Here is a 20279-nt window from a genome sequence, read left to right as displayed (position 1 = left end):
TAAGGCTTATACCACCGCATGGCGGTACTATAAACAGCAAACAACGCGTACCGATGAAATCGGCACGCGTTGTTTGCTTGGGATCTATTATATAGATTGAACCTGAAAATTTAAGAATAAGGGAAAGTGACGGAGGGGGATGATTTTGGAACTGGAGGAGCGGTAACGTCCGCCGGAAGTCCAAACATTCACCGTAGTCATGATCCATTCCCAAACAGAAAAATTACAAGTTATAATTTATATAGAAGAAAGATAATAATTACATCTTGTTACCATTGTAAATATCCGGATCGACTTGTGCATCCATCGAACCTCTATTGCCCATCGTGTTGCCTACTCTCGTATCATTCGCAAGTCTATCCGAATCTGCTAGATTACTGTCCGAATAGATGCTGTCATAACGCGAGGAATTGAGCGAACGGTTCGTCCTGAATACGCCATGGATATCACGGCCTCTTCCATTGTCGTCTACCAGGACGAGAATTTTGCCGCTGTCCACGTAACCCTCATATTCTCTGGCCTCATCTTCGGGAATACCGAGTCCGATCAATCCGCCGACAAGTCCGCCGGCGCCTGCACCAATGGCAGCTCCGGTCAGTGTAGCCGCAATCGGTCCCGCTGCAAGAATCGGTCCAATCCCGGGAATCGCCAAAGCGCCAATGCCTGCCAGCAGGCCGGCAACCCCGCCGACGACACCACCGGTTGTTGCTCCGGTAGCCACACCCTCAGGGGCCATGGTTCCCGTTTCCTCCGAGATGGATTTGAGATCATCACGATCACGGGTAATTACTGAAATTTCATTGCTGGGAACGCCCTGGTTTTGCAAACCTTCAATTGCTCTGGTTGCTTCTTGTTCCGTATCAAAAATACCTACTATTTTTTTAGTCACTTGAAGCCCTCCTTAGTAATTGTCGTTCGCTACATTATTACCCCGTAGGCAGGAGGCCAAACATCTTATTATTTAATTCATCTACCAACCCTCTACTTTTTGGAGTAAGGTTTTGTCCGGTTGGTTGGGGCCGCCTGCAGCGGATCCTCCGGCCAATAGTGCTTAGGATAACGCCCTTTCAGGTCTTTTTTCACTTCAAAATAGGTGCTGCGCCAAAAGCTGGCCAGATCGGAAGTTACCTGCATCGGCCGGCGGGCCGGGGACAGCAAATGCAGCACCACAGGCACTTTGCCTCCGCCAATTCTTGGTGTGTCCACCTGACCGAACATCTCCTGCAGCCTTACTGCCAATACCGGCGCTGCCGGATTGCCGTAATCCAGCGGAATCCGGGAACCGCTGGGCACTGTGATATGTGTGGGTGCTTCTTGTTCCAGCGATTGCCGTCCCTGCCAATCGAGCATTCCTTCCAGGGCCCGGGCGAGCGGTACCCGCTGCAGATCCCGAAAGCTGCGCATGCCCTGAAGATAGGGTAACAACCAGCTGTCCAGTGACTTCAGCAGTGCTTCATCCGATACATCCGGCCAATCCTTCCGAAACGAATGCATGAACTTCATCCGCTGCCGCAACTGCACGGTCCCCTTCTCCCACGGCAGCACCTCTAGCCCGTTCGCAGCCAGTGCAGTCAGCAGTACTTTCTCCGCTTCCTCTGCCGATGGCCGTTCATGTGTAGTTTCTTTCAGCACCAGTGACCCGAACATCCTGCGGCGGCGGGCTTTGACGCTTTCACTCTCCTGTTCCCAGTACACTTCAAGCTCCTCTGTGATGCTGTCCGCATGGTGCTTAAGCAGCTGGCCTTCGGTGAGTTCGGCGGCCAGCATAATTTTGCCCTGTGCTGCCCGGTCGTCCACTGAGGCAGCCACAATATAGGAGCAGCGCGCCAGCGGCTGATCTTCCCGCATGGCCGCCCCCCGGCCGCCGGAGAGCAGAAACGCACCGTCCCCGCGTTTCTGTCCGATCCGGTCGGGATAGGCGAAGGACAGCAGCAGCCCGCTAAGGCTGCTGTCCACGGGATCGCCCGGCGCGGCCTGCAGCTGCGCCAGGGCATGGCGGCTCTCGCGCTGCACCGCGCGCAGTGCCGCCGGGTCCGCTCCGCCCGTATCGGCGGAGCGCTCGAACCGGAGCAGCGCCTCTACGCGGAGCGCGAGGTCGCTGTCCTGGGCCGCGGGACCCTTGAAAAGGTCCCGCTCCTGCAGCAGCGCCGCCAGCCGGCAGGCGAGCGGCACGGCGCCAAGCGTAGCCGCGCGCAGCAGCATGTGCGCGGCGCGCGGGTGGGCGCCGAGCGCGGCCATGCGCCGGCCGTGCGGCGTAATGGCGCCGCCGGCGTCAAGCGCGCCGAGCTGGCGCAGCAAGGCCACGCCCTGCGCGTAAGACGCGGCGGGCGGCGCGTCCAGCCAGGCCAGCGCGGCAGGACCCGGCACGCCCCACAGCGCCAGCTCCAATGCGAGCTGCGCCAGGTCGGCTTCCCTTATCTCCGGAACGTTATCATCCGGAAGCCGGGCATGCTCCTCCTGGCTCCAGAGCCGGTAGCAGACGCCCGGAGCCGTGCGGCCGGCGCGCCCGCGCCGCTGGTCGGCTGATGCTTTGGAGACCGGCACCGTTGTAAGCCGGGGCATACCGGTACGCGGCGAGAACCTTTGCGTCCGCCGCAGTCCCGTATCGACAACGGTACGCACACCTTCAATCGTCAAGCTGGTTTCTGCTATGGAGGTAGCCAGCACAATTTTGCGCTCACCATGGACAGAGGCAGCTACTGCCGCATCCTGCATGGCTTGCGGCAACTGGCCATACAAAGGCCGCACCACCGTCCCGGGAGCGAGTACGCCGGATTCGAGGATCTGCCCGGTCCGGCGGATTTCCCGTTCTCCCGGCAGAAACACCAGCACATCTCCAGGCTGCTCGGCCAAAGCACGTTTAACAGCAACGGCAGCGGCCTGCTCAAGTGGCAGTTGGGAACCTGGCGGTGCATATACAGTATCCACCGGGTAAGTCCGGCCGGGGCAATCCACCACAGGGGCTCCGTCCAAAAGTGCGGCTACCCGCTCTCCGTCCAAGGTTGCAGACATAATTAAGATGCGGAGATCTTCCCGAAGAACAGCCTGGGATTCCAGCACTAGGGCCAGCCCCAGATCGGCATGCAGGCTCCGTTCGTGAAATTCATCAAAGATCACAAGGCCCACCTCTTCCAGCGAGGGGTCGGATTGCAGCATCCGGGTCAGCACCCCTTCTGTAACAACCACAATCCGCGTATTGCCGCTGACCTTGGTATCGCCGCGCATCCGGTAGCCTACGGTTTGCCCCACCTTCTCGCCGAGACAGGCTGCCATATACACGGCAGCGGACCGGGCTGCGAGCCGTCTTGGCTCAAGCATAAGAATGGTTTTGCCCGCGAGCCATGGCTCCTCCAGAAAAGCCGGGGGCGTCGCCGTCGTTTTCCCTGCTCCGGGTTCGGCAATCAATACGGCGGCCTTGGAAGTGTGCAATATGTTTCGCAGATCGGGCAGTACCTGCATAATAGGAAGTTGCTTCATCATATCTCTCCATAATCTGATATTATGTTAGTAATCATGAGCGAAAGCGCGGCAAAGATCAAGACCAAGCCGGTATAGACGCGCTTTGGCGGATACTCATACTTCATCCATTTTAACTAAAGGAGACATCATCTCATGTTCACTGCCCAAGCCACCCCTGCCGATTTGTCCGCTCTGGTCCGGATTGACAGCTGCGTAATCGGCAACGATAGCCGTAAGTCCCAACTCGCTAACTATATTCGCAATAATCAATGTGTTCTGGGTTCTGTACATGGTGAACCCGCAGGCTTTGCCTGCTACGATACCTCATTTTTCGGCTGCTGCTTTATTCAACTGGTGATAGTAAGCCCCGATTTCCGGAGACAGGGCGTTGCCCGTGCGCTTATCCAGTACATCATAGATCATTGTCCGACGGGCAAGCTGTTCACTTCCACCAACGCGTCCAACTCGGCCATGCAGCAGGTTTGCCTCTCCATGGGTTTTATCCCAAGCGGCATCATTGAGAATCTGGATGAAGGGGACCCCGAATGGGTCTACTTTATAGAAACGTCAAATGGGGCTGTTTCATAGGCAACTTTTCTACTGGATGATACCCCCTGTTATTTGATAATTTGCCAAAAAAGGAGTATCTTGCTTCAGCAGATTACGGGCGAGAGAAAAGCCACCCGATCTCGAGCGTCACTTTTAACGAGAGGCATTTTTGGGCATTTTTTCCTCTCTTTTCGCCCAAAGCTGGCCGGGCGACCCATGAGAGGCATTTTTGCCTCTCTTTTCGCCCAAATCCACGCCGGGCGACCCACGAGAGGCATTTTTGCCTCTCTTTCAACCCACAGCTGCGCCGGGCGGCCTATGAGAGGCATTTTTGCCTCTCCTTCCGCCCAAATCCGCGTCGGTGACCCATGAGAGGCATTTTTGCCTCTCTTTTCGCCCAAATCCGCGTTAGGCGGCCCACGAGAGGCATTTTTGCCTCTCTTTTCGCCCAAATCCGCGTTAGGCGGCCCACGAGAGGCCATTTTGCCTCTCCTTCCGCCCATATCCGCGCCAGACGGCCCATGAGAGGCATTTTTGCCTCTCTTTCCACCCACAGCTGCGCCAGATGACCCACGAGAGGCATTTTAAATTAGTTAGCCTTCTCTTCCATTTACCCAAAGGCGGTTTCTTTTTGCAAATGTCTATCCAACGCAAAGAGGTCTCCCGCGCAGCCATTTCCTGGCTTCAGGGACACCTCCAACCTTATTCCGAACTATCGTTTTCTTTAATCCCCGCCCTCCGTCATCTTCTGACGGATCTGCTCACTATATTGCCTAAATGCACTGCTCCCATCAAGGCCGCGTTCCCGCAGCAACTCCTGGAGACGGAGCCTTTTGAGGGAAAGCTTGCGTTCCAGGCTTCTGGCTTCTTCCGTATTGCTGTTCCCGCTGCTGTGGCAAGCAGCCAGCAGTTCCTCCAAGGTAACACATTCCGCGCGCAGAGTAATTTCTTCGGGCAGCAGGCCGGCATTTTTCATGATTTTGAAGGACATCCGCAAATCCTCGGGAACACCCGACATATCCTCCAGCTCAAGCGGCTGGCCATGACCCGGCAAATCCTGAAACGCCCCGCTGCGCATCGCTTCCTGAATCCGCTGCTCAGCCAGCCATGACATTATCGCCATACCCCTCCCTCCTTTCACCTATGATTATACCTTTATGTTTCTTACATTCTGCCAGGTTTAGCTGTCTTCGCGTTTCTTCTCTTTATTATAGCCGCGTTCCCCGTAAGGCGACAGCTCCTGCAGCCATTTCTGCTCCAGGTCGGGCAGCATTTTACGGTATTTAGCCAGGTCGGAAACCTCCTGCACGAAATCCTCCTCCGGTTTAATCTGTTCGAGGATCTCAAAGCGGAATGCTGCTTCACCATCCTTGTTCCAGTCAGTCTGCAGCTCCTTGATGTCATGAGCGTTGATATCAAGCATAAATTTATGTTTATTCCACACTCCGTCCAAATTCAGACTGCTGCCTACAAAAGACTTGTCCTTCTTCGTATTCACCATCCGGAAAACTCCCATTGGCCGGTGGGAGTGGGCATAATCGTAGGCCAGCTCCTTGCGTCTTGCTTTATCCATGTTTGTTCTCTCCCTTTATATTTGGCTCAGAACCAAAATCAGCGGTTGGTCTCCAGAATCCCTCCAGCCCTCAGCCGTGTTCCCCTGTTTAGTCGTAAGCTGTTTAGTAGCTTGAGCCTATATTTTCACCCAATAATGACTGCCGCTCTCCTCGCGTTCCAGCAAACCATAGTCAATCAAATAACGGCGCAGGGTGATGTAATCGGCAAATGCCTCTTTCAGCAGTTCGTTTACTTCCTTCTCGCTATACTCCCGCCCCGGTTCAAAACGTTTGATAAGCTGGCGCAGAATCGCCGCTTTTCGTTTTTGCTTTTTGGGGAATTCCGACAACGGTCCATCTGGTCCCTGTTTAAAATAGGCTTTCAGAATTTCGTCATTTTCTTCTTCGGTAATCGCAAAACGTTCATCAACCATAGAAGCCGAACGTGGAATGCTGACAAAAGGAGAAGCTGCCGGCGGTTTCTCGTCTACCAGCTCCATGATGGTCAGGAACAGCTTGGCCTGCTTGGCTTTTTCACGCAGAGTAAACCTATGGTTCCGCACGGTCGAGGTGCTCCCGATTCCCAGCTCTTGCGCCGCTTGGGCATCGCTCAAGCTTTGCCGGAAGGCATTAAGCAGACCTTTCTGCAGATCAGTAAGTCCGGTCAATTTCTTATCGAGTCCCAGCAGCCACTGGAACATGGTCCCATGCATACGTTCCACATGTACAGCTGCGGATTTCTCCGCTTCATAATATTTGTCGCCGTCCTTATGAATCACGCCCTTCTCAAAAGCCTCACCGCACACCAGACAAACATACATTCCGCAGCGGTCCCTCTCTTCAAACACATATCCTTTCTTAAGCTCCTCTATGGAAGCGTTCCAGAACTTCTCCGATATGCTTATGACTTCCTGATCTTCAGACAACAGCAACACCTGCTTTTCTATTATTTATAAACATAATAACATTTTGTTTATTTTATAACAACAATATATTAGTTTCGTTTAGTTTTAAAATAGTTTTTCAACTTTCGCTATCGCCCATTGATTTGTGATAAAAAGGATGATACATTTAATTAAAACATTGTTTTAATTGTTATTTAAATCACTGTTTTACTAAATGACAGGAGGAATACTATGCCGCTCACGGATAAGAACAGCGAAACAAAAGAATTGATTTTGCGTACTGCTTTGGACATGTTCAGGCAAGAAGGCTTCGAAAGTGTCACGATCCGCAAGATCGCAGCCCGCTCAAGCACCAACGTTTCACTGGTGAATTATTATTTTGGTTCTAAGGATAAGCTCATTAATGAAGTAATCAAGATTTTGCTGTCGGGATTTCAAGAGTCATTTACTGTGCTGAACGAGCTGACTTTACCGCCTAAGCAGAGATTAAAAGCATTTTTGCTCCATTATGTGCAGGTTATCCAGCAGTATCCGGAGTTGGTTGCGCGTATTATTACTATGGGCACTACCATGTTTACATCGCAATATGAATACGGGGAGTTTATGCAGGCGATAGGATTCCACAAGATCCAAGGCATTCTTATGGAGATTACGAAGGAACAAAATCCGGAACTATTGATGATGATGATGATGCAAATATTCGGGGCGATTTTTATGCCGGCACTGATGTTGCCGATTCTCGAAGCCGGAGCCGGAGTTCGGGTCAATCCCGTCGAATGGCAAATCGACTTATTGTTTGAACGTTATTTTCACAACTAAAAAACGCTAAGGAGAGATGAACAATGAATCTGCTGCGAAAATATTGGCCTGATCTCGGTATTCTTGTCGGAGTAATCACAGGGATCGGAATAGGGATCAATCTACAGAACATGTCCGAATTAAATCTAATATTGTGGCTTAGCTTTGTCGCGATCCTGGTGCATCAGTTCGAGGAGTATCGGTGGCCCGGTTATTTTGGCGGATTGTTTAACGTCGTAATATTCAAAAGCGAACATCCCGAGCGTTATCCTTTGAATACACAATCCGCCATGGTCATTAATCTGATCATCGCCTATGTATTTTATCTTCTCCCGGTCTTGTTTCCGAATGTGATCTGGCTGGCGCTTGCTCCGATCTTTATGGGCTTTTTCCAGTTTATTTGGCACGGCATCTTTGCCAACCTAAAAGCAAAAACCGTTTATAATCCTGGTTTATTCGCAGTCCTGGTGTTCCATTTCCCTATCGGCGGATGGTACATCCACTACATCGTCACGCACCATTTGGCGGGAGCGGTTGACTGGGTGATCGGATCGGTTTATTTCATTACCGCCGTGTATCTCCTTATTATTAAAGGCAACATGTGGCTTAAAAATATGAATTCGCCTTACAGCTTCTCCAAAAAGCAGTTAGGGCCTTATTCAACCAAATCCCTGTAGTAACACGCCATCACTTCTCCGGGCTGGAGGGCTTCGCCAAATGGGCAATCTCCTTGCTCTCAAGCACCGGCTGCCCATATCCGCGGGTAACACTGTGAATCATGGCTTGCCCTATTTCGCTTAAGGTAATCACATATTTGGGGAATAAAGGACGCAGCACAGGATAAAGCCAGCTGATCGCCTTATAATAGCTATGCGTCCGCTGCAGCCCCGGGGTAGGCCGGACGAAACCCGGACGGAACATGTACGCTTGCCTAAAGGGCAGCTTCAGCAGTTCCTGTTCGGTCCTGCCCTTTACTCTGGCCCACATGCTCCGGCTTTGCCCGGATGGATCTGCACCGACTGCCGATACATAGCAGAACACCATCCCCGCATTCTGCTTCACGAGCAGTCCGGCCAGGTTCAGGGTGAGATCACGGGTTAAATAGGTGTAGCCGGCCCCAGGCATTCATGGAGCACACCTTCCCCCACCATTCCTGTAGCACCGGTAAGAATGACTTTGATTTTCCCTTTTGCTATTGCCGAATCCACTTCAGCCTCAACCCCTTCACGTTGCCGGGAATTTATTGCTAACCCCTATCGATTCTGGATATATTATCCGATCCTTCCGTTATTGTAAACGCAAATAACATCCGCAGTCCAGGTCTAGCGACCGGCTACGGATGTTGGGATATTCAGCAGCTCTAACCCCTGCTTTTTTTGATTAGGATAACAAAGATTCTGCTCCATCAATCACAATCTGGGCTCCCGTAATATGAATCGATTCATCCGAAGCGAGGAAAGACACCAGATCTGCCACATTATCCGGTTTGCCCGGGCCGTCGGCCAGCGGCTGCGCCCCTTCAGGGAACTCGATGGGAATAACAATAGACTCGACGTCCTCATTGAATTCCGTACTTTCGTCAATGTTCGTTGAGATGGCGCCGGGACAAATCACATTGACCCGTATTTTGAATTTGGCAAGCTCCAGTGCCGCCATTTTAGCAAATGCTACCTGTCCTGCCTTCGTTGTACTGTACGGCGACCACCCGAAGCTGGCAAACCTTGAGTTCCCGTTAATGGAGCTGGTGATAATAATGCTGCCTTTTCCTTTTTCCTTAAGGTGCGGGATAGTGTATTTCAGCGTGAGAAAGGTCCCGGTCAGGTTCACTGTGATTGTCCGCTCCCAGTCGCTTAGACTCAGTTCTTCAATGGGGCCGACAGCACCATTAATTCCGGCATTGGCAAAAACAATATCCAGCCCGCCAAAATGCTCAACCGTTCTGCGCACGGCTTCTTCCATCCGCCCGGCATCTGAGGTATCCACATCAATGGCCAAAGCGCAGTCCTTGCGCAGCTTGTTCAGCTTTTGCTCCAAGACGGAAGTACGCTCATTCACCAGATCAAACAAAGCAACATTTGCACCTTCTTTTGCCATCTGAATGGCGGTTGCTCTGCCAATACCGGAGCCCGCACCCGTGATAATGGCTGTTTTTCCGAGAAAACGCTGTTTTTTCGCTATATTTGGGCTCAAATGCACTCGCTCCTTCCGTATCCTTCAAATGAAATGGCTCTGTTTCAGATTACCCAATTTTACCTTCATTTTAATCATCAACGTGCAAATTTGCACAAAATAATTACTAATCTGAAGTCGATGATCTGCAGAAGCGTGAAGCGTGCTTTGGAAGTTCCCGGTTTTAGCTGTTCCCACCGGGACCGGCTGTGCAAGGAGCGGACACAGATGCTCTTATTTGAGACAACGAAGGGTATTGTCCTTTTATACGGACACAGGTGCTCTTATTGTATGTTCTCTAGCCCAAAACAAGGTCAAGGGATCAATTAGCGGCTCCTGAGTCCGTTTGACCAGAAAAATGAGCTGATTTCGCCAAATAACGTTACTCTGGTCCGTGAAGTCTGGCAACCGCTTATTTTGAGATTAAGCCTTTCTATTGTGAATTTTTCATATATTGTATTTTTTATCTGGTGAACTTCTCTGGTGTTATCGTAGGACCAGACGCCAAAAAAGCCGGTATTTGCTACCGGCTTCCCTTGCATCCTTGTCGCTATTTCTTTAAGTAGGATCTAATTACTTCTCCTCCGTCGCTTCCTGCTCGGCGATCATTCCGGCGAACAAGGCATGCACAAACTGCTGGGAATCAAAGGTTTGCAGATCCTCCATTTTTTCGCCGAGGCCAACCAGCTTAACCGGCAGGTTCATCTCCTGGCGGATTGCTACCACAATCCCGCCTTTGGCCGTCCCGTCGAGCTTGGTCAGCACCAGACCTGTAACGCCGCTTTTTTCACCGAAGAGCTTGGCCTGGGTTAGCGCATTTTGACCCGTTGTCGCGTCTAATACCATCAGCACCTCATGGGGCGCACTAGGAATTTCACGCTGAATGACACGGAAGATTTTATTGAGCTCTTCCATAAGATTGCTTTTGTTCTGCAACCGGCCCGCCGTATCGCAGATCAGCACATCCACATTCCGCTGCTTGGCGGCTTGAACGGCATCGTACATGACCGCAGCCGGATCAGAACCCGACTGCTGTTTGATGACATCCACGCCGGCACGTTTGCCCCATACCTCCAGCTGCTCGATCGCTCCCGCACGGAAGGTATCTCCGGCAGCCAGCAGTACTTTCTTGCCCTCCTGCTTATACCGGTGCGCCAGCTTGCCGATTGTAGTTGTCTTGCCGACGCCATTTACGCCCACGAACAGGATTACGGTAATTCCATCGGGGTTTTCATTAAGGCTGTTGTCATCATCGCCGCGCAGCAGCTCCATCAGCTTGCGGGACAGAATCGGCTGGAGTTCGGAGGCATCCTCGATACGCTCTTTTTTCACCTCGGCCCGCAGTTCTTCAACAAGAGTCATTACCGTGTTCACACCCACGTCGGCACCGATCAGAATTTCTTCGAGCTCTTCATAAAATTCTTCATCGATCTTCTTGCGGCGGATAATCAGGTCAGAGACCTTCTCCACAAATCCCTTGCGGGTTTTTTCCAGACCATCGCGGAATTGCTTGGTTACACTTTCCGTTTTGCCTGAGATACTTTCTTTCAGCTTGCGAAAAAAACTCACTTGCGTTCCTCCTCTTATTCTTACCCTGATTACGCCTTGAACAGTAATTTCATATCCCGGGTCTGTCTGGTCCAAATCCAATGATCCTGACCCGCTCCCCAGTAATTCTGCATGATATAATCCGGTTCGCCAAATTTGACCTTCCAAATCTTCTGTGCGGCGGCATACCCGCTGTCCAGGCAGAATTCTTCGATCCCATGGCTGAGCAGAGCTACCAGCACCACATTCCACATTAGTGACCCTATACCTCTGCCCTGGTAGTCCGGATGGACAAATACGCTGCCTACTTCTACCTGATGCTGCAAAGCACCTTTAGTACATTCGTTGATCAGGCTGCTGGCCGGACCATATTCGATCGTGCCGATAAGTTGTCCCTGAACCAGCGCGATGAAGAACGTTCTGGCCACCCCATTGCTTGCCAAATCGCTTTGCAGCGCTTGCACCTTGCCGGCAATTTCCTGCTCGATATCCTCAAGGCATTCCCCGGCACCTTCCTTGCGAAAAGTATCTGTAATCATGAATCGGAAAAACCGGTGCATATCACCGGTATCTTCCAGTGTGGGTCTTCTGATGTTCACCTTGGACATTGCCTGGAGAACCTCCTTAGTGAAGCTTGTACACTCAATACCCTTAGGCTATCTCCGCTTCCTCGTCTTCCAGCTTCACGGATACCAGCTTCGATACACCGCCCTCTTCCATGGTGACGCCATACAGCACATCGGCTTCCTCCATGGTTCCTTTGCGATGCGTCACGACGATGAACTGCGTCTGTTCGGAGAATTCACGCAAATATTGGGCAAAACGGACCACGTTCGCTTCATCCAGTGCCGCCTCCACTTCATCAAGTACGCAGAAAGGCACCGGCTTGACCTGCAAAATGGCAAATAACAAGGCCATCGCGGTCAACGCACGTTCTCCGCCGGAGAGCAGCTGTAAATTCTGCAGCTTTTTGCCGGGAGGCTGGGCCACAATGTCGATCCCCGTATCCAGCATATGCTCAGGGTCCAGCAGCATCAGATCCGCCCGTCCACCGCCGAACAGCTTGGTGAATACGGTGCCGAATTCGCGCCGGATCGCATCAAAGGTCTGCTTGAACCGTTTGGACATCTCTTCTTCCATCTCGCGGATGACATGGTAGAGGGTGGTTTTGGCTTCAACCAGATCATCCTTTTGCCCACTGAGGAACGTAAAACGCTCATGCACCCTCTGATATTCCTCAATGGCGCCGAGGTTCACTTCACCCAGGGCTGAAATGCTGCGCTTCAAACGCTGAACATCAGCCTGAGCCGCAGGCACATCCTCGGGAACGGGATAACGCTGCTTCGCCAGCTCATAGCTCAGCTCATAATCATCACTAAGCTTGCGCAGAATGTTGTCCAGCTCCACGTCAAGTCTGCCGACCGATACTTCGGTCGCGCGGAGCTTGTCCTCTACGGCTTTTAAAGCCAACCTTTGTTCCTTCGTTTCTCCTTCCTCAAGTTCCAGCTTGCGGGTCAATGCCGAACGCTCTGCCCGGGCAAAGTCCAGGGTGCTCGCTGTCTCTTCTTTTTTGAGGCGGTAGTTGTTCAGATCTTCCTTCTGCTTCACGGCTTCCAGGGCATTGTTCGCCAAATCCTGCTCAATGGTACTCAGCAGGCTGCGGTTCTGGCGCAATTCCTTGTCCTGTGAGCCGGCATCTTGTCTTGTGCGGCGGAGTTGTTCTTCCAGAGAAAAAATCTCCTGATCCAGCTTCCCCTCCGAAACCTTCATGCTGGTCAGTTTGCCTTGAAGCTCTTCCTTCGCCGATTCATTCGCTTTACGTGCGGATTCTGCACTGCGGATGGCTTCGTGGGCATCCTTCTCTTCCTTCTCCAGACGCATTAGCTCGGCCGTGGCCAACTTCCGGGCCTCCTCCATTCCGCGCACCTCATTCTCAAAACCGCTGCGCTCCGCACCCGCACTTTCCACTTGCTCCTGCACATGGCGCAGTTCCTGCTCCAGCTGCTTCAGATCGCCGGAGACACGCTGCTCTTCCAGTCTTTTCTCGTCACCGTCCCGCCGCAGCTCTTCCAGCTTCACGCTTGCATTCTCCTGCTCCTCGCGCAGCCGGCCTATGCCTTGTTTCAGCTTGGTAATTTGACGTTCGCTTTCGGCAATTTCACTGCTGAGCTGATCAAGCTGGCGCTTGCGGCTGAGCAGGCTGTTATTCTTCTTGTGCTGGCTGCCCCCGGTCATCGAACCTCCGGCATTCACCACATCGCCCTCCAGGGTTACAACCCGGTACCGATACTGGCAGCGCGCAGCTATACGGTTCGCCTGCTCCAGGCTTTCGGCGATAACTACATTTCCCAGCAGACTGCCCACAATGCTGGCATATTGCTCATCATAGCCGACCAGCTCCGAAGCGATGCCTACAAAACCTTCCGCACCCTCGACCATACCGCGGTCACTGCCGGTAATCTGCCGCGGACGAATTACATCCAGCGGCAGAAACGTCGCGCGGCCAAGCTGACGCTGCTTCAGGAAGGCAATCGCCTGCCGGGATACCGCTTCATTCTCCATGACCACATGCTGGAGTGAAGCGCCCATGGCGGTCTCTACCGCCAGCTCCAGCTTCTCGGGAACCGAGATCAGCTCAGCTACGGCACCATGCACACCGCTCAGCTGACCTTTGCGTGCTCCCTTGAGCACTTCTTTAACGCCGAGCATAAAGCCGTCAAAGTCATCCTGCATTTCTTTCATGGTCTCGAAGCGGGATACCTGCGCCTCGCGTTTCTGTTCCCACTTGCGCAGCCCGGCCCCAGTCTCCTCCAGCAGCTTCTGCCGCTTGCTGAGCTGCTCGCTCTCCGAGATATAGGCACTGCGCAGATCGCCAAGCTCTTTGCCGAGTGCAGCGATCTTGTGCTGCAGCCCCTTCTGGGCAGCATTCAATTCTGCCAGCCGGGCAGTCCATTTGTCGCCTTCTTCATCGCTGCGGCTTAGTCTGCGCTCCAGGGTCTCCTTCTGCTGATCCGCATAGCGGATTTCGTTCCGGGCCTGGGCCATCTGGTTCATCAGCTCCAGCAGAGCGCTCTTCAGCTTCTCTTCCTTGCTTTGGCTGATCCCTTCAGCGACACCTTCCAGTCTCGCTTCCTCATCCGCCAGCTGCTGGCGCAGCCCGGCAAGTGCAGCGCGGGACTCGGCCAGCTTCTGCTCCAGAGCGGCAAGCTCACGCTGCCGGCCTTCGGAGCGTTCTCCTACAGAACCTAGAGTCAAAGTAAGCTGTTCCCGGTTGTTCTCCAGGTTCTTACGGCGTTCCCTCAATACCTCGCCGTAACCTTCGTTCTTCTCATAAGCTTCACTATAACGAAGCAATTGTTCCTGCTGCTTCTCAATCTGCTCTTCCAGAGTCCGCAGCGCAGAACGTCCGCTCTCCAGCTTTGCATCATGCGCTGAAACGACTGTAGATAATTCCAGCTGCTCATTCCGCAGGGTCTCAAGCCTCGCATTGCCCTCCTGCCAGGCGGTATGTATCCCTTCGATCTGGTGGACATACACCGAAATTTCCTGATGCTTCAATTGTTCACGCAATTCCTTAAAGCGGATAGCTTTCTCGGATTGATCCTTCAGCGGGCCAATCTGATCCTCCAATTCGCTGATCAGGTCGTGGATGCGCAGCAGATTCTGCTCGGTTTCGTCCAGCTTGCGCCCGGCGTCTTTTTTGCGTGATTTATATTTAACAATCCCCGAGGCCTCTTCAAAGATTCCCCGCCGGTCCTCGGAACGGGTGCTTAGAATCTCTTCAATCCGGCCTTGTCCAATAATGGAATAAGCCTCACGCCCGATACCTGTATCCATGAACAGCTCCGTAATGTCCTTCAGACGGCAGGATTGTTTGTTAATTAAATATTCACTTTCACCGCTGCGGTGCACACGCCGGGTTACCGTCACTTCGCTGAAATCCAGCGGCAATACGTGATCTTCATTATCCAGTGTGAGCGATACCTCACCGTAATTCACCGCTTTTCTTGCATCACTGCCGGCAAAAATAATATCCTCCATCTTGCCGCCGCGCAGCGATTTGGCGCTTTGTTCACCCAGTACCCAGCGAATCCCGTCGGAAATATTGCTTTTGCCGCTTCCGTTCGGTCCAACTACCGCTGTAATGCCGCGTACAAATTCCATTTCCGTTTTATCGGCAAAGGATTTAAAGCCGGCTAATTCAATCCGTTTCAAAAACATAACTCGTTAGTCACCTCTGCATCATTATACCATAGCGTTAAGCACCCTAAAATAGCGCTGATTAATGAAGAACGCAAAGGTAGGATGTGAGATATTAAATTGACACTTTTTAGGAAAAGTGATGTAGTAATAGTGTGTTTTTATAGTACTTTTACCAACTAAAGGAAATGTTAAGATGTTCAATTTCTAAGGACAAAGGGTGGTTGCATTGGAAATGGGACCCGAGCAGCATGGGGAAATTATACGTTACCGCAGTGGCCATATTACGATGGAAGATGATGTTATCGTTACGGAACATCCGGTCACAGTCAAAATTAACGGCGATGAATTCGTCACTCTGGTATGCACTCCTGAATATATCGAGGACATGGTTATCGGTTATTTGGCATCCGAAGGAATCATTAGAGGGATCCAGGATATTAAGGCGATATGGAGTCAGGAAGAAGAAGGTTTCGTCCACGTAACTACAGACCGCTTAAGCCCACTACACCGACAGTTGTTCGCCAAGCGATATGTAACTTCCTGCTGCGGGTCCAGCCGGCATGGTTTCGTCTACGTTAATGATGCCAGAACGGCCAAAATTGCGGACGGGGTACATGTGTCTCTCTCTTTTGACGATTGTTTCCGCTTAATGGAGGAAGTGCAAACCGGATCAGAGCTCTTCCACCGCACTGGCGGCGTCCATTCTGCTGCAATTTGCGATGCCGGCGGAGTGCTGCTGGCCCGCAGCGACATTGGACGTCATAATGCACTGGACAAAATTTACGGCTACTGCCTGAAGCAGCATATGAATCTCAATAACAAAATTGTTGTCTTCAGCGGAAGGATCTCTGCGGAAATTTTATTGAAAGTAGCCAAAATAGGCTGCGAAATGATTTTGTCCAAATCTGCCCCCACCGGACTTGCACTTGAGCTGGCAGAACAGTTGGGAATCACTACCGTTGGTTTCATTCGTCAGAATTCATGTAATGTGTATACCCGGCCAGACCGCATCTCCGGTTGTCCCGCATTCCCCCCTCCGTAAACCAGAAATTTCAAGCACAAAACTCACTGTTCGTTTATTTTACTTTTGTTACAATTTTTACTAGGAATTCACTTTTGTTATTTTTTGTTTTATAGTTATTACCCTTCAGAATAGGGAGTGATGTCAACGGAACAATTGCTGGATCGTCTATATGAAGAAGAATCACTGGAATCTCAAGAGATCATTGCTGTGCTGAAGAATCTGGACCAAAATCTAAAAAAACGGCTGCATCATCTTGCCCATCTGAAAAGAATGGAACGTTATGGCGACCGTGTATTTTTACGCGGGCTGATCGAGTTTTCCAATATATGCAAGCAAAATTGTCTGTATTGCGGCATACGTTCCGGCAACAAGACGGTCAGCCGCTATCGGCTCCAGCCTGAACAGATTCTGGAATGCTGCCGGGAAGGGTATGAACTGGGCTACCGTACCTTTGTTCTGCAGAGCGGAGAAGACGACTGGTATACCACGGAGAAGCTGGCAGATATCATTACACACATCAAGACACTTTTTCCTGATACAGCAGTAACTCTGTCGATTGGTGAACGGGATGATGCGGCTTACGCCGCTTTGCTCGCGGCCGGTGCGGACCGTTACTTGCTGCGCCATGAGACGGCCTCCCGCAAGCTGTACGAAGCCCTGCACCCCACCATGGCCTTTGACAGCCGCCGGAACCGGTTAACGGCCCTTAAGTCTCTCGGCTATCAAGTGGGTGCAGGTTTCATGGTCGGTTTACCTGGACAAACGCCCGGGGATTTGGCTGAAGATCTGCTTTATCTTAAGGAGCTTGAACCGGATATGATCGGCATTGGCCCTTTTTTGCCGCATCAGGCCACTCCCTTAAAGGACGAGCCGGCCGGGACGGTTATGAATACACTTGATATGATTGCTCTTGCCCGGCTCTTCGTGCCGAATGCTCTAATTCCTGCTACAACAGCTATGGGAACCGCCCATCCGAACGGACGGGAGCTGGCGTTGCAAGCAGGGGCCAATGTAGTCATGCCTAATCTCTCCCCGTTAACTGTTAGAGCCCAATATACGCTTTACAACAACAAAATCTGTCTGGGTGATGAATCCGCACAATGCAGATTCTGCCTGGAGCAGCGGATTAAAGCTGCCGGATTCCATGTTGATATGGGCCGGGGAGATAGTCTGAAATTTCTATCCCGCTCCTCTGCACAGCAAGTTCCTCTTTAAGGAAGCTGCCCAAATCAGCTTGTTGCCCTACTTGTCAATCCAAATAAATGAACCCAGAAAGAAGTGGATGTTCGTGAGCCGAGTAAATGAAAGTCGTCCGGCGGATTTCATTCAGGACGAAGAGATCAAAGAAGCGCTGCAATTTGGAGAAACGGCCGGATCCGATCGGGGCAAGGTGTCCGCAATCCTTGAGAAAGCCAGACAATGTAAAGGATTGACGTCACAAGAAGCAGCCGTCCTCTTATATGTGGAAGATCCGGAAACGCTCCATGAAATCTTTCAGGTATCCAGAGAGATCAAGGAACGGATCTACGGCAACCGGATTGTTTTGTTCGCACCGCTCTATGTCAGCAACTACTGTGTCAATAATTGCGTGTACTGCGGATACAAACATTCCAATTCCGAATTCACACGTTGCCGCTTAACCTTAGAGGATATTGCCCAGGAAGTTACCGTTCTGCAGTCTCTGGGTCACAAACGGCTTGTGCTGGAAGCGGGTGAAGATCCCCGTAATTGTTCCATCGATTATATTCTCGATTGCATAAGGACTATCTACGATACGAAGCTGGACAATGGCAGCATCCGCCGGATTAATATCAACATCGCCGCAACCACAATTGACGACTACGTCAAGCTGGCTGAGGCGGGTATTGGAACTTATATTTTATTTCAGGAGACTTATCATAGACCCAGTTATAAGCATCACCATCCACAAGGACCCAAAAGCGATTATGATTGGCATACGACCGCCATGGACAGGGCCATGAAAGCCGGGATCGAGGATGTCGGGATTGGTGTTCTGTATGGGCTCTATGATTACAAATATGAAACCATAGCCATGCTAAAACATGCCGAACACCTGGAACAGACGTATGGCTGCGGGCCGCATACGATTTCCGTCCCCCGCCTGCGCGAAGCGGAGAATGTGAACCTTGACAGTTACCCTTATTTGGTCAGCGATCCCGATTTCGCCAAAATCGTCGCCGTTCTGCGAATTGCCGTTCCCTATACAGGAATGATCCTCTCTACACGCGAAGACTCCGAATTCCGCGATCAGATTATCAAGCTCGGTATTTCCCAGATCAGCGCAGGCTCCGCCACTGGCGTTGGCGCATACAGTGTGAACAAAGATAAAGATGACAACCCGCAATTCACGGTAGGCGATCACCGTTCCCCAATGGAAATTATTAAAAATCTCTGCCAGGACGGATATGTACCCAGTTACTGCACCGCCTGTTACCGGGAAGGCCGCACGGGAGACCGTTTCATGCAGCTGGCCAAATCCGGCCAAATCCATAACGTCTGTCAGCCGAACTCCCTGATGACGTTTCAGGAATACCTGCTGGATTACGCCGATGAGGAGATGCGGGCCATTGGAGAGCAGACGATTCATGACAATTTGGAGCGCATTCCCAAGGAATCGGTCAAAAAAGCGACCCTAAAGCAGCTTCAGCGTATCCATAACGGCGAAAGAGATTTACGGTTTTAGGTCGCATTAAATTAAGGTTTGTCACAAAAAGCGGGGCGTCCCAGCAGCCATTGCTTTGGCTTTTGGAACACCCCGCTTTAGTATATGCATGAATGGTTATCTGCCTCCCTCCTCCCAAGCCAGCATTGCAGACGGAAACATTTCGATGGCTCTTGGGAACACCCCCTGCACATAGGCAATAAATACACCATAATTCACAATCGGAACACCCGCATGTTCGGCCTCCTCAAGCCTCTGCAGCATCGCCTTGCGGTTCAACATACACGCTCCGCAGTGAATGATGAGTGAATAAAGCCCAAGTCCTGCGGGGAAATCGCTGCCTGCAGCATGTTCTATTTGAAGCTGTCTGCCTGTTAATTCCCGCAGCCAGCGGGGAATCTTCACGGAAGCAATATCATCCGACTGCCGATGATGCGTGCAGGCTTCCGCAATGAGCACCCGGTCTCCGTCCCGCAAACGTTCGATGGCCCGCACCCCACGCACAAGTTGAGGGAGATCCCCCTTATACCTGGCAAACAATATGGAGAAGGACGTGAGCGGGATATCCTTTGGGGTGTCTGCCTGAACTTTGAGAAATGCCTGTGAATCCGTGATCACCACATTCGGCTTGCGCCCCAGCGTCTTAAGTGTGTGTCCAAGCTCCTGTTCCTTAGTGACAACAGCGACTGCATCACATTCCATGATGTCACGAATGGTCTGCTGCTGGGGCAGAATCAGTCTCCCTTTGGGAGCCGCCTTATCGATCGGCACAACCAGAACAGCCAAGTCGCCGGGATGCAGCAGGTCGCCCACTAACCGGAACCGGTCTTCGTCCCTCGGCAACTCCCTGACCATTGCAGCTTTTAGTTCAGTAACACCAGTATTCCTGAGAGCGCTGAATATTATCGGCTTCAAATGGAGCTGTTCTTCTACCTTGGCCGCCACTGCAGTGTGTTCCGCGCCGTTACCATGATCTTTGAGCAAATCTATTTTATTCAATAGTAGGATAACCGGAACCTTCTTGTCTGACAGGTTCCGCAACAGATTCTGCTCAAATTTGTCTACGCCGTGGAGAGCGTCAATCACCAGCAATGCCAGATCGGTTTTGGTCAGAACCTGATTTGTTTTGCGAATCCGCTGTTCGCCCAAATTTCCGCTATCATCCAATCCGGCGGTATCAATGAGCACTACCGGCCCCACCGGAAGCAACTCCATCGGTTGATAGACCGGATCTGTCGTTGTCCCGCTGACGGGTGAAACAATGGACGTCTCCTGACCGCCTAAAGCGTTAATCACACTGGATTTGCCGGCATTACGTCTTCCAAAAACTGCAATGTGCATTCGTTCACCACGCGGGGTATCGTTTAAGCTCATAACATGCGCTCCTT

General features: G+C 51.7%; 17 protein-coding genes. 6 read left to right on the top strand and 11 right to left on the bottom strand.

What is annotated here, in order from left to right:
* Nucleotides 1–259: 259 nt before the first annotated feature.
* Nucleotides 260–889 (bottom strand): general stress protein, encoded by a 630-nt coding sequence (locus IEY53_RS05720; RefSeq protein WP_189022860.1) that lies wholly within the window; start codon nucleotides 887–889, stop codon nucleotides 260–262.
* Between the two features lie 92 nt (nucleotides 890–981).
* Nucleotides 982–3477, bottom strand: a complete 2496-nt coding sequence (gene hrpB, locus IEY53_RS05715) for an ATP-dependent helicase HrpB (protein ID WP_189022858.1) — start codon at nucleotides 3475–3477, stop codon at nucleotides 982–984.
* Nucleotides 3478–3612: 135 nt separating this feature from the next.
* On the opposite strand from hrpB, the gene IEY53_RS05710 reads away from it, so the two are divergent.
* Complete coding sequence (locus IEY53_RS05710) at nucleotides 3613–4047, top strand: GNAT family N-acetyltransferase (RefSeq protein WP_189022856.1); 435 nt, start codon at nucleotides 3613–3615, stop codon at nucleotides 4045–4047.
* Nucleotides 4048–4732: 685 nt separating this feature from the next.
* Here IEY53_RS05710 and IEY53_RS05705 read toward each other — a convergent pair.
* From IEY53_RS05705 to IEY53_RS05695, 3 genes are all read right to left on the bottom strand, one after another.
* Nucleotides 4733–5131 carry a DnaJ family domain-containing protein gene (locus IEY53_RS05705; protein WP_189022854.1) on the bottom strand — a complete coding sequence of 133 codons (399 nt, stop codon included), beginning with the start codon at nucleotides 5129–5131 and terminating at the stop codon, nucleotides 4733–4735.
* 57 nt (nucleotides 5132–5188) lie between these two features.
* The gene (locus IEY53_RS05700; RefSeq protein WP_189022852.1) at nucleotides 5189–5581 is read right to left on the bottom strand and encodes a GIY-YIG nuclease family protein; all 393 of its coding nucleotides are present in this window, start codon (nucleotides 5579–5581) and stop codon (nucleotides 5189–5191) included.
* 117 nt (nucleotides 5582–5698) lie between these two features.
* Nucleotides 5699–6487: a DUF2087 domain-containing protein gene (locus IEY53_RS05695; protein WP_229696007.1), complete on the bottom strand. Its 789-nt coding sequence runs from the start codon at nucleotides 6485–6487 to the stop codon at nucleotides 5699–5701.
* A gap of 210 nt (nucleotides 6488–6697) precedes the next feature.
* Between IEY53_RS05695 and IEY53_RS05690 the strand changes: the two genes are divergently transcribed.
* The gene (locus IEY53_RS05690; RefSeq protein WP_189022850.1) at nucleotides 6698–7285 is read left to right on the top strand and encodes a TetR/AcrR family transcriptional regulator; all 588 of its coding nucleotides are present in this window, start codon (nucleotides 6698–6700) and stop codon (nucleotides 7283–7285) included.
* Between the two features lie 23 nt (nucleotides 7286–7308).
* Nucleotides 7309–7941 (top strand): HXXEE domain-containing protein, encoded by a 633-nt coding sequence (locus tag IEY53_RS05685; RefSeq protein ID WP_189022848.1) that lies wholly within the window; start codon nucleotides 7309–7311, stop codon nucleotides 7939–7941.
* 10 nt (nucleotides 7942–7951) lie between these two features.
* On the opposite strand, the gene IEY53_RS05680 is transcribed toward IEY53_RS05685, so the two are convergent.
* The 5 genes from IEY53_RS05680 to smc form a co-directional block, all read right to left on the bottom strand.
* Nucleotides 7952–8389 carry a Rossmann-fold NAD(P)-binding domain-containing protein gene (locus IEY53_RS05680; protein ID WP_229696006.1) on the bottom strand — a complete coding sequence of 146 codons (438 nt, stop codon included), beginning with the start codon at nucleotides 8387–8389 and terminating at the stop codon, nucleotides 7952–7954.
* 255 nt (nucleotides 8390–8644) lie between these two features.
* On the bottom strand, nucleotides 8645–9454 hold the full coding sequence (locus tag IEY53_RS05675) for an SDR family oxidoreductase (RefSeq protein WP_189022847.1): 810 nt from the start codon (nucleotides 9452–9454) through the stop codon (nucleotides 8645–8647).
* Between the two features lie 552 nt (nucleotides 9455–10006).
* Nucleotides 10007–11002 carry a signal recognition particle-docking protein FtsY gene (gene ftsY, locus IEY53_RS05670; RefSeq protein WP_189022845.1) on the bottom strand — a complete coding sequence of 332 codons (996 nt, stop codon included), beginning with the start codon at nucleotides 11000–11002 and terminating at the stop codon, nucleotides 10007–10009.
* A 29-nt stretch (nucleotides 11003–11031) separates the two neighbouring features.
* Nucleotides 11032–11589, bottom strand: a complete 558-nt coding sequence (locus IEY53_RS05665) for a GNAT family N-acetyltransferase (RefSeq protein WP_189022843.1) — start codon at nucleotides 11587–11589, stop codon at nucleotides 11032–11034.
* Between the two features lie 43 nt (nucleotides 11590–11632).
* Nucleotides 11633–15202 carry a chromosome segregation protein SMC gene (gene smc, locus IEY53_RS05660; RefSeq protein WP_189022841.1) on the bottom strand — a complete coding sequence of 1190 codons (3570 nt, stop codon included), beginning with the start codon at nucleotides 15200–15202 and terminating at the stop codon, nucleotides 11633–11635.
* Nucleotides 15203–15470: 268 nt separating this feature from the next.
* Here smc and fdhD point away from each other — a divergent pair, with 268 nt between their 5' ends.
* The 3 genes from fdhD (at nucleotide 15471) to hydG (ending at nucleotide 18912) form a co-directional block, all read left to right on the top strand.
* The gene (gene fdhD, locus IEY53_RS05655; RefSeq protein ID WP_373293813.1) at nucleotides 15471–16226 is read left to right on the top strand and encodes a formate dehydrogenase accessory sulfurtransferase FdhD; all 756 of its coding nucleotides are present in this window, start codon (nucleotides 15471–15473) and stop codon (nucleotides 16224–16226) included.
* A 120-nt stretch (nucleotides 16227–16346) separates the two neighbouring features.
* On the top strand, nucleotides 16347–17423 hold the full coding sequence (hydE, locus tag IEY53_RS05650; RefSeq protein WP_189022839.1) for a [FeFe] hydrogenase H-cluster radical SAM maturase HydE: 1077 nt from the start codon (nucleotides 16347–16349) through the stop codon (nucleotides 17421–17423).
* Nucleotides 17424–17496: 73 nt separating this feature from the next.
* Nucleotides 17497–18912: a [FeFe] hydrogenase H-cluster radical SAM maturase HydG gene (gene hydG, locus IEY53_RS05645; protein WP_229696005.1), complete on the top strand. Its 1416-nt coding sequence runs from the start codon at nucleotides 17497–17499 to the stop codon at nucleotides 18910–18912.
* Between the two features lie 96 nt (nucleotides 18913–19008).
* Here the strand turns inward: hydG and hydF are convergent, their stop codons facing one another.
* The gene (gene hydF, locus IEY53_RS05640; protein WP_189022838.1) at nucleotides 19009–20265 is read right to left on the bottom strand and encodes a [FeFe] hydrogenase H-cluster maturation GTPase HydF; all 1257 of its coding nucleotides are present in this window, start codon (nucleotides 20263–20265) and stop codon (nucleotides 19009–19011) included.
* Nucleotides 20266–20279: the final 14 nt, after the last annotated feature.

The sequence above is a fragment of the Paenibacillus albidus genome (assembly GCF_014644435.1).
In the GTDB taxonomy this organism is placed as follows: domain Bacteria; phylum Bacillota; class Bacilli; order Paenibacillales; family Paenibacillaceae; genus Paenibacillus_AQ; species Paenibacillus_AQ albidus.
This window is presented reverse-complemented; position numbering and strand designations above follow the sequence as displayed.

What these genes read in the sequence shown, in the direction of transcription:
- hrpB (WP_189022858.1), bottom strand. Translation starts at nt 3,477, where the DNA reads ATGAAGCAACTTCCTATTATGCAGGTACTGCCCGATCTGCGAAACATA.
- IEY53_RS05710 (WP_189022856.1), top strand. Translation starts at nt 3,613, where the DNA reads ATGTTCACTGCCCAAGCCACCCCTGCCGATTTGTCCGCTCTGGTCCGG.
- IEY53_RS05705 (WP_189022854.1), bottom strand. Translation starts at nt 5,131, where the DNA reads ATGGCGATAATGTCATGGCTGGCTGAGCAGCGGATTCAGGAAGCGATG.
- IEY53_RS05700 (WP_189022852.1), bottom strand. Translation starts at nt 5,581, where the DNA reads ATGGATAAAGCAAGACGCAAGGAGCTGGCCTACGATTATGCCCACTCC.
- IEY53_RS05690 (WP_189022850.1), top strand. Translation starts at nt 6,698, where the DNA reads ATGCCGCTCACGGATAAGAACAGCGAAACAAAAGAATTGATTTTGCGT.
- IEY53_RS05685 (WP_189022848.1), top strand. Translation starts at nt 7,309, where the DNA reads ATGAATCTGCTGCGAAAATATTGGCCTGATCTCGGTATTCTTGTCGGA.
- IEY53_RS05680 (WP_229696006.1), bottom strand. Translation starts at nt 8,389, where the DNA reads ATGCCTGGGGCCGGCTACACCTATTTAACCCGTGATCTCACCCTGAAC.
- IEY53_RS05665 (WP_189022843.1), bottom strand. Translation starts at nt 11,589, where the DNA reads ATGTCCAAGGTGAACATCAGAAGACCCACACTGGAAGATACCGGTGAT.
- smc (WP_189022841.1), bottom strand. Translation starts at nt 15,202, where the DNA reads ATGTTTTTGAAACGGATTGAATTAGCCGGCTTTAAATCCTTTGCCGAT.
- fdhD (WP_373293813.1), top strand. Translation starts at nt 15,471, where the DNA reads ATGGAAGATGATGTTATCGTTACGGAACATCCGGTCACAGTCAAAATT.
- hydE (WP_189022839.1), top strand. Translation starts at nt 16,347, where the DNA reads ATGTCAACGGAACAATTGCTGGATCGTCTATATGAAGAAGAATCACTG.
- hydF (WP_189022838.1), bottom strand. Translation starts at nt 20,265, where the DNA reads ATGAGCTTAAACGATACCCCGCGTGGTGAACGAATGCACATTGCAGTT.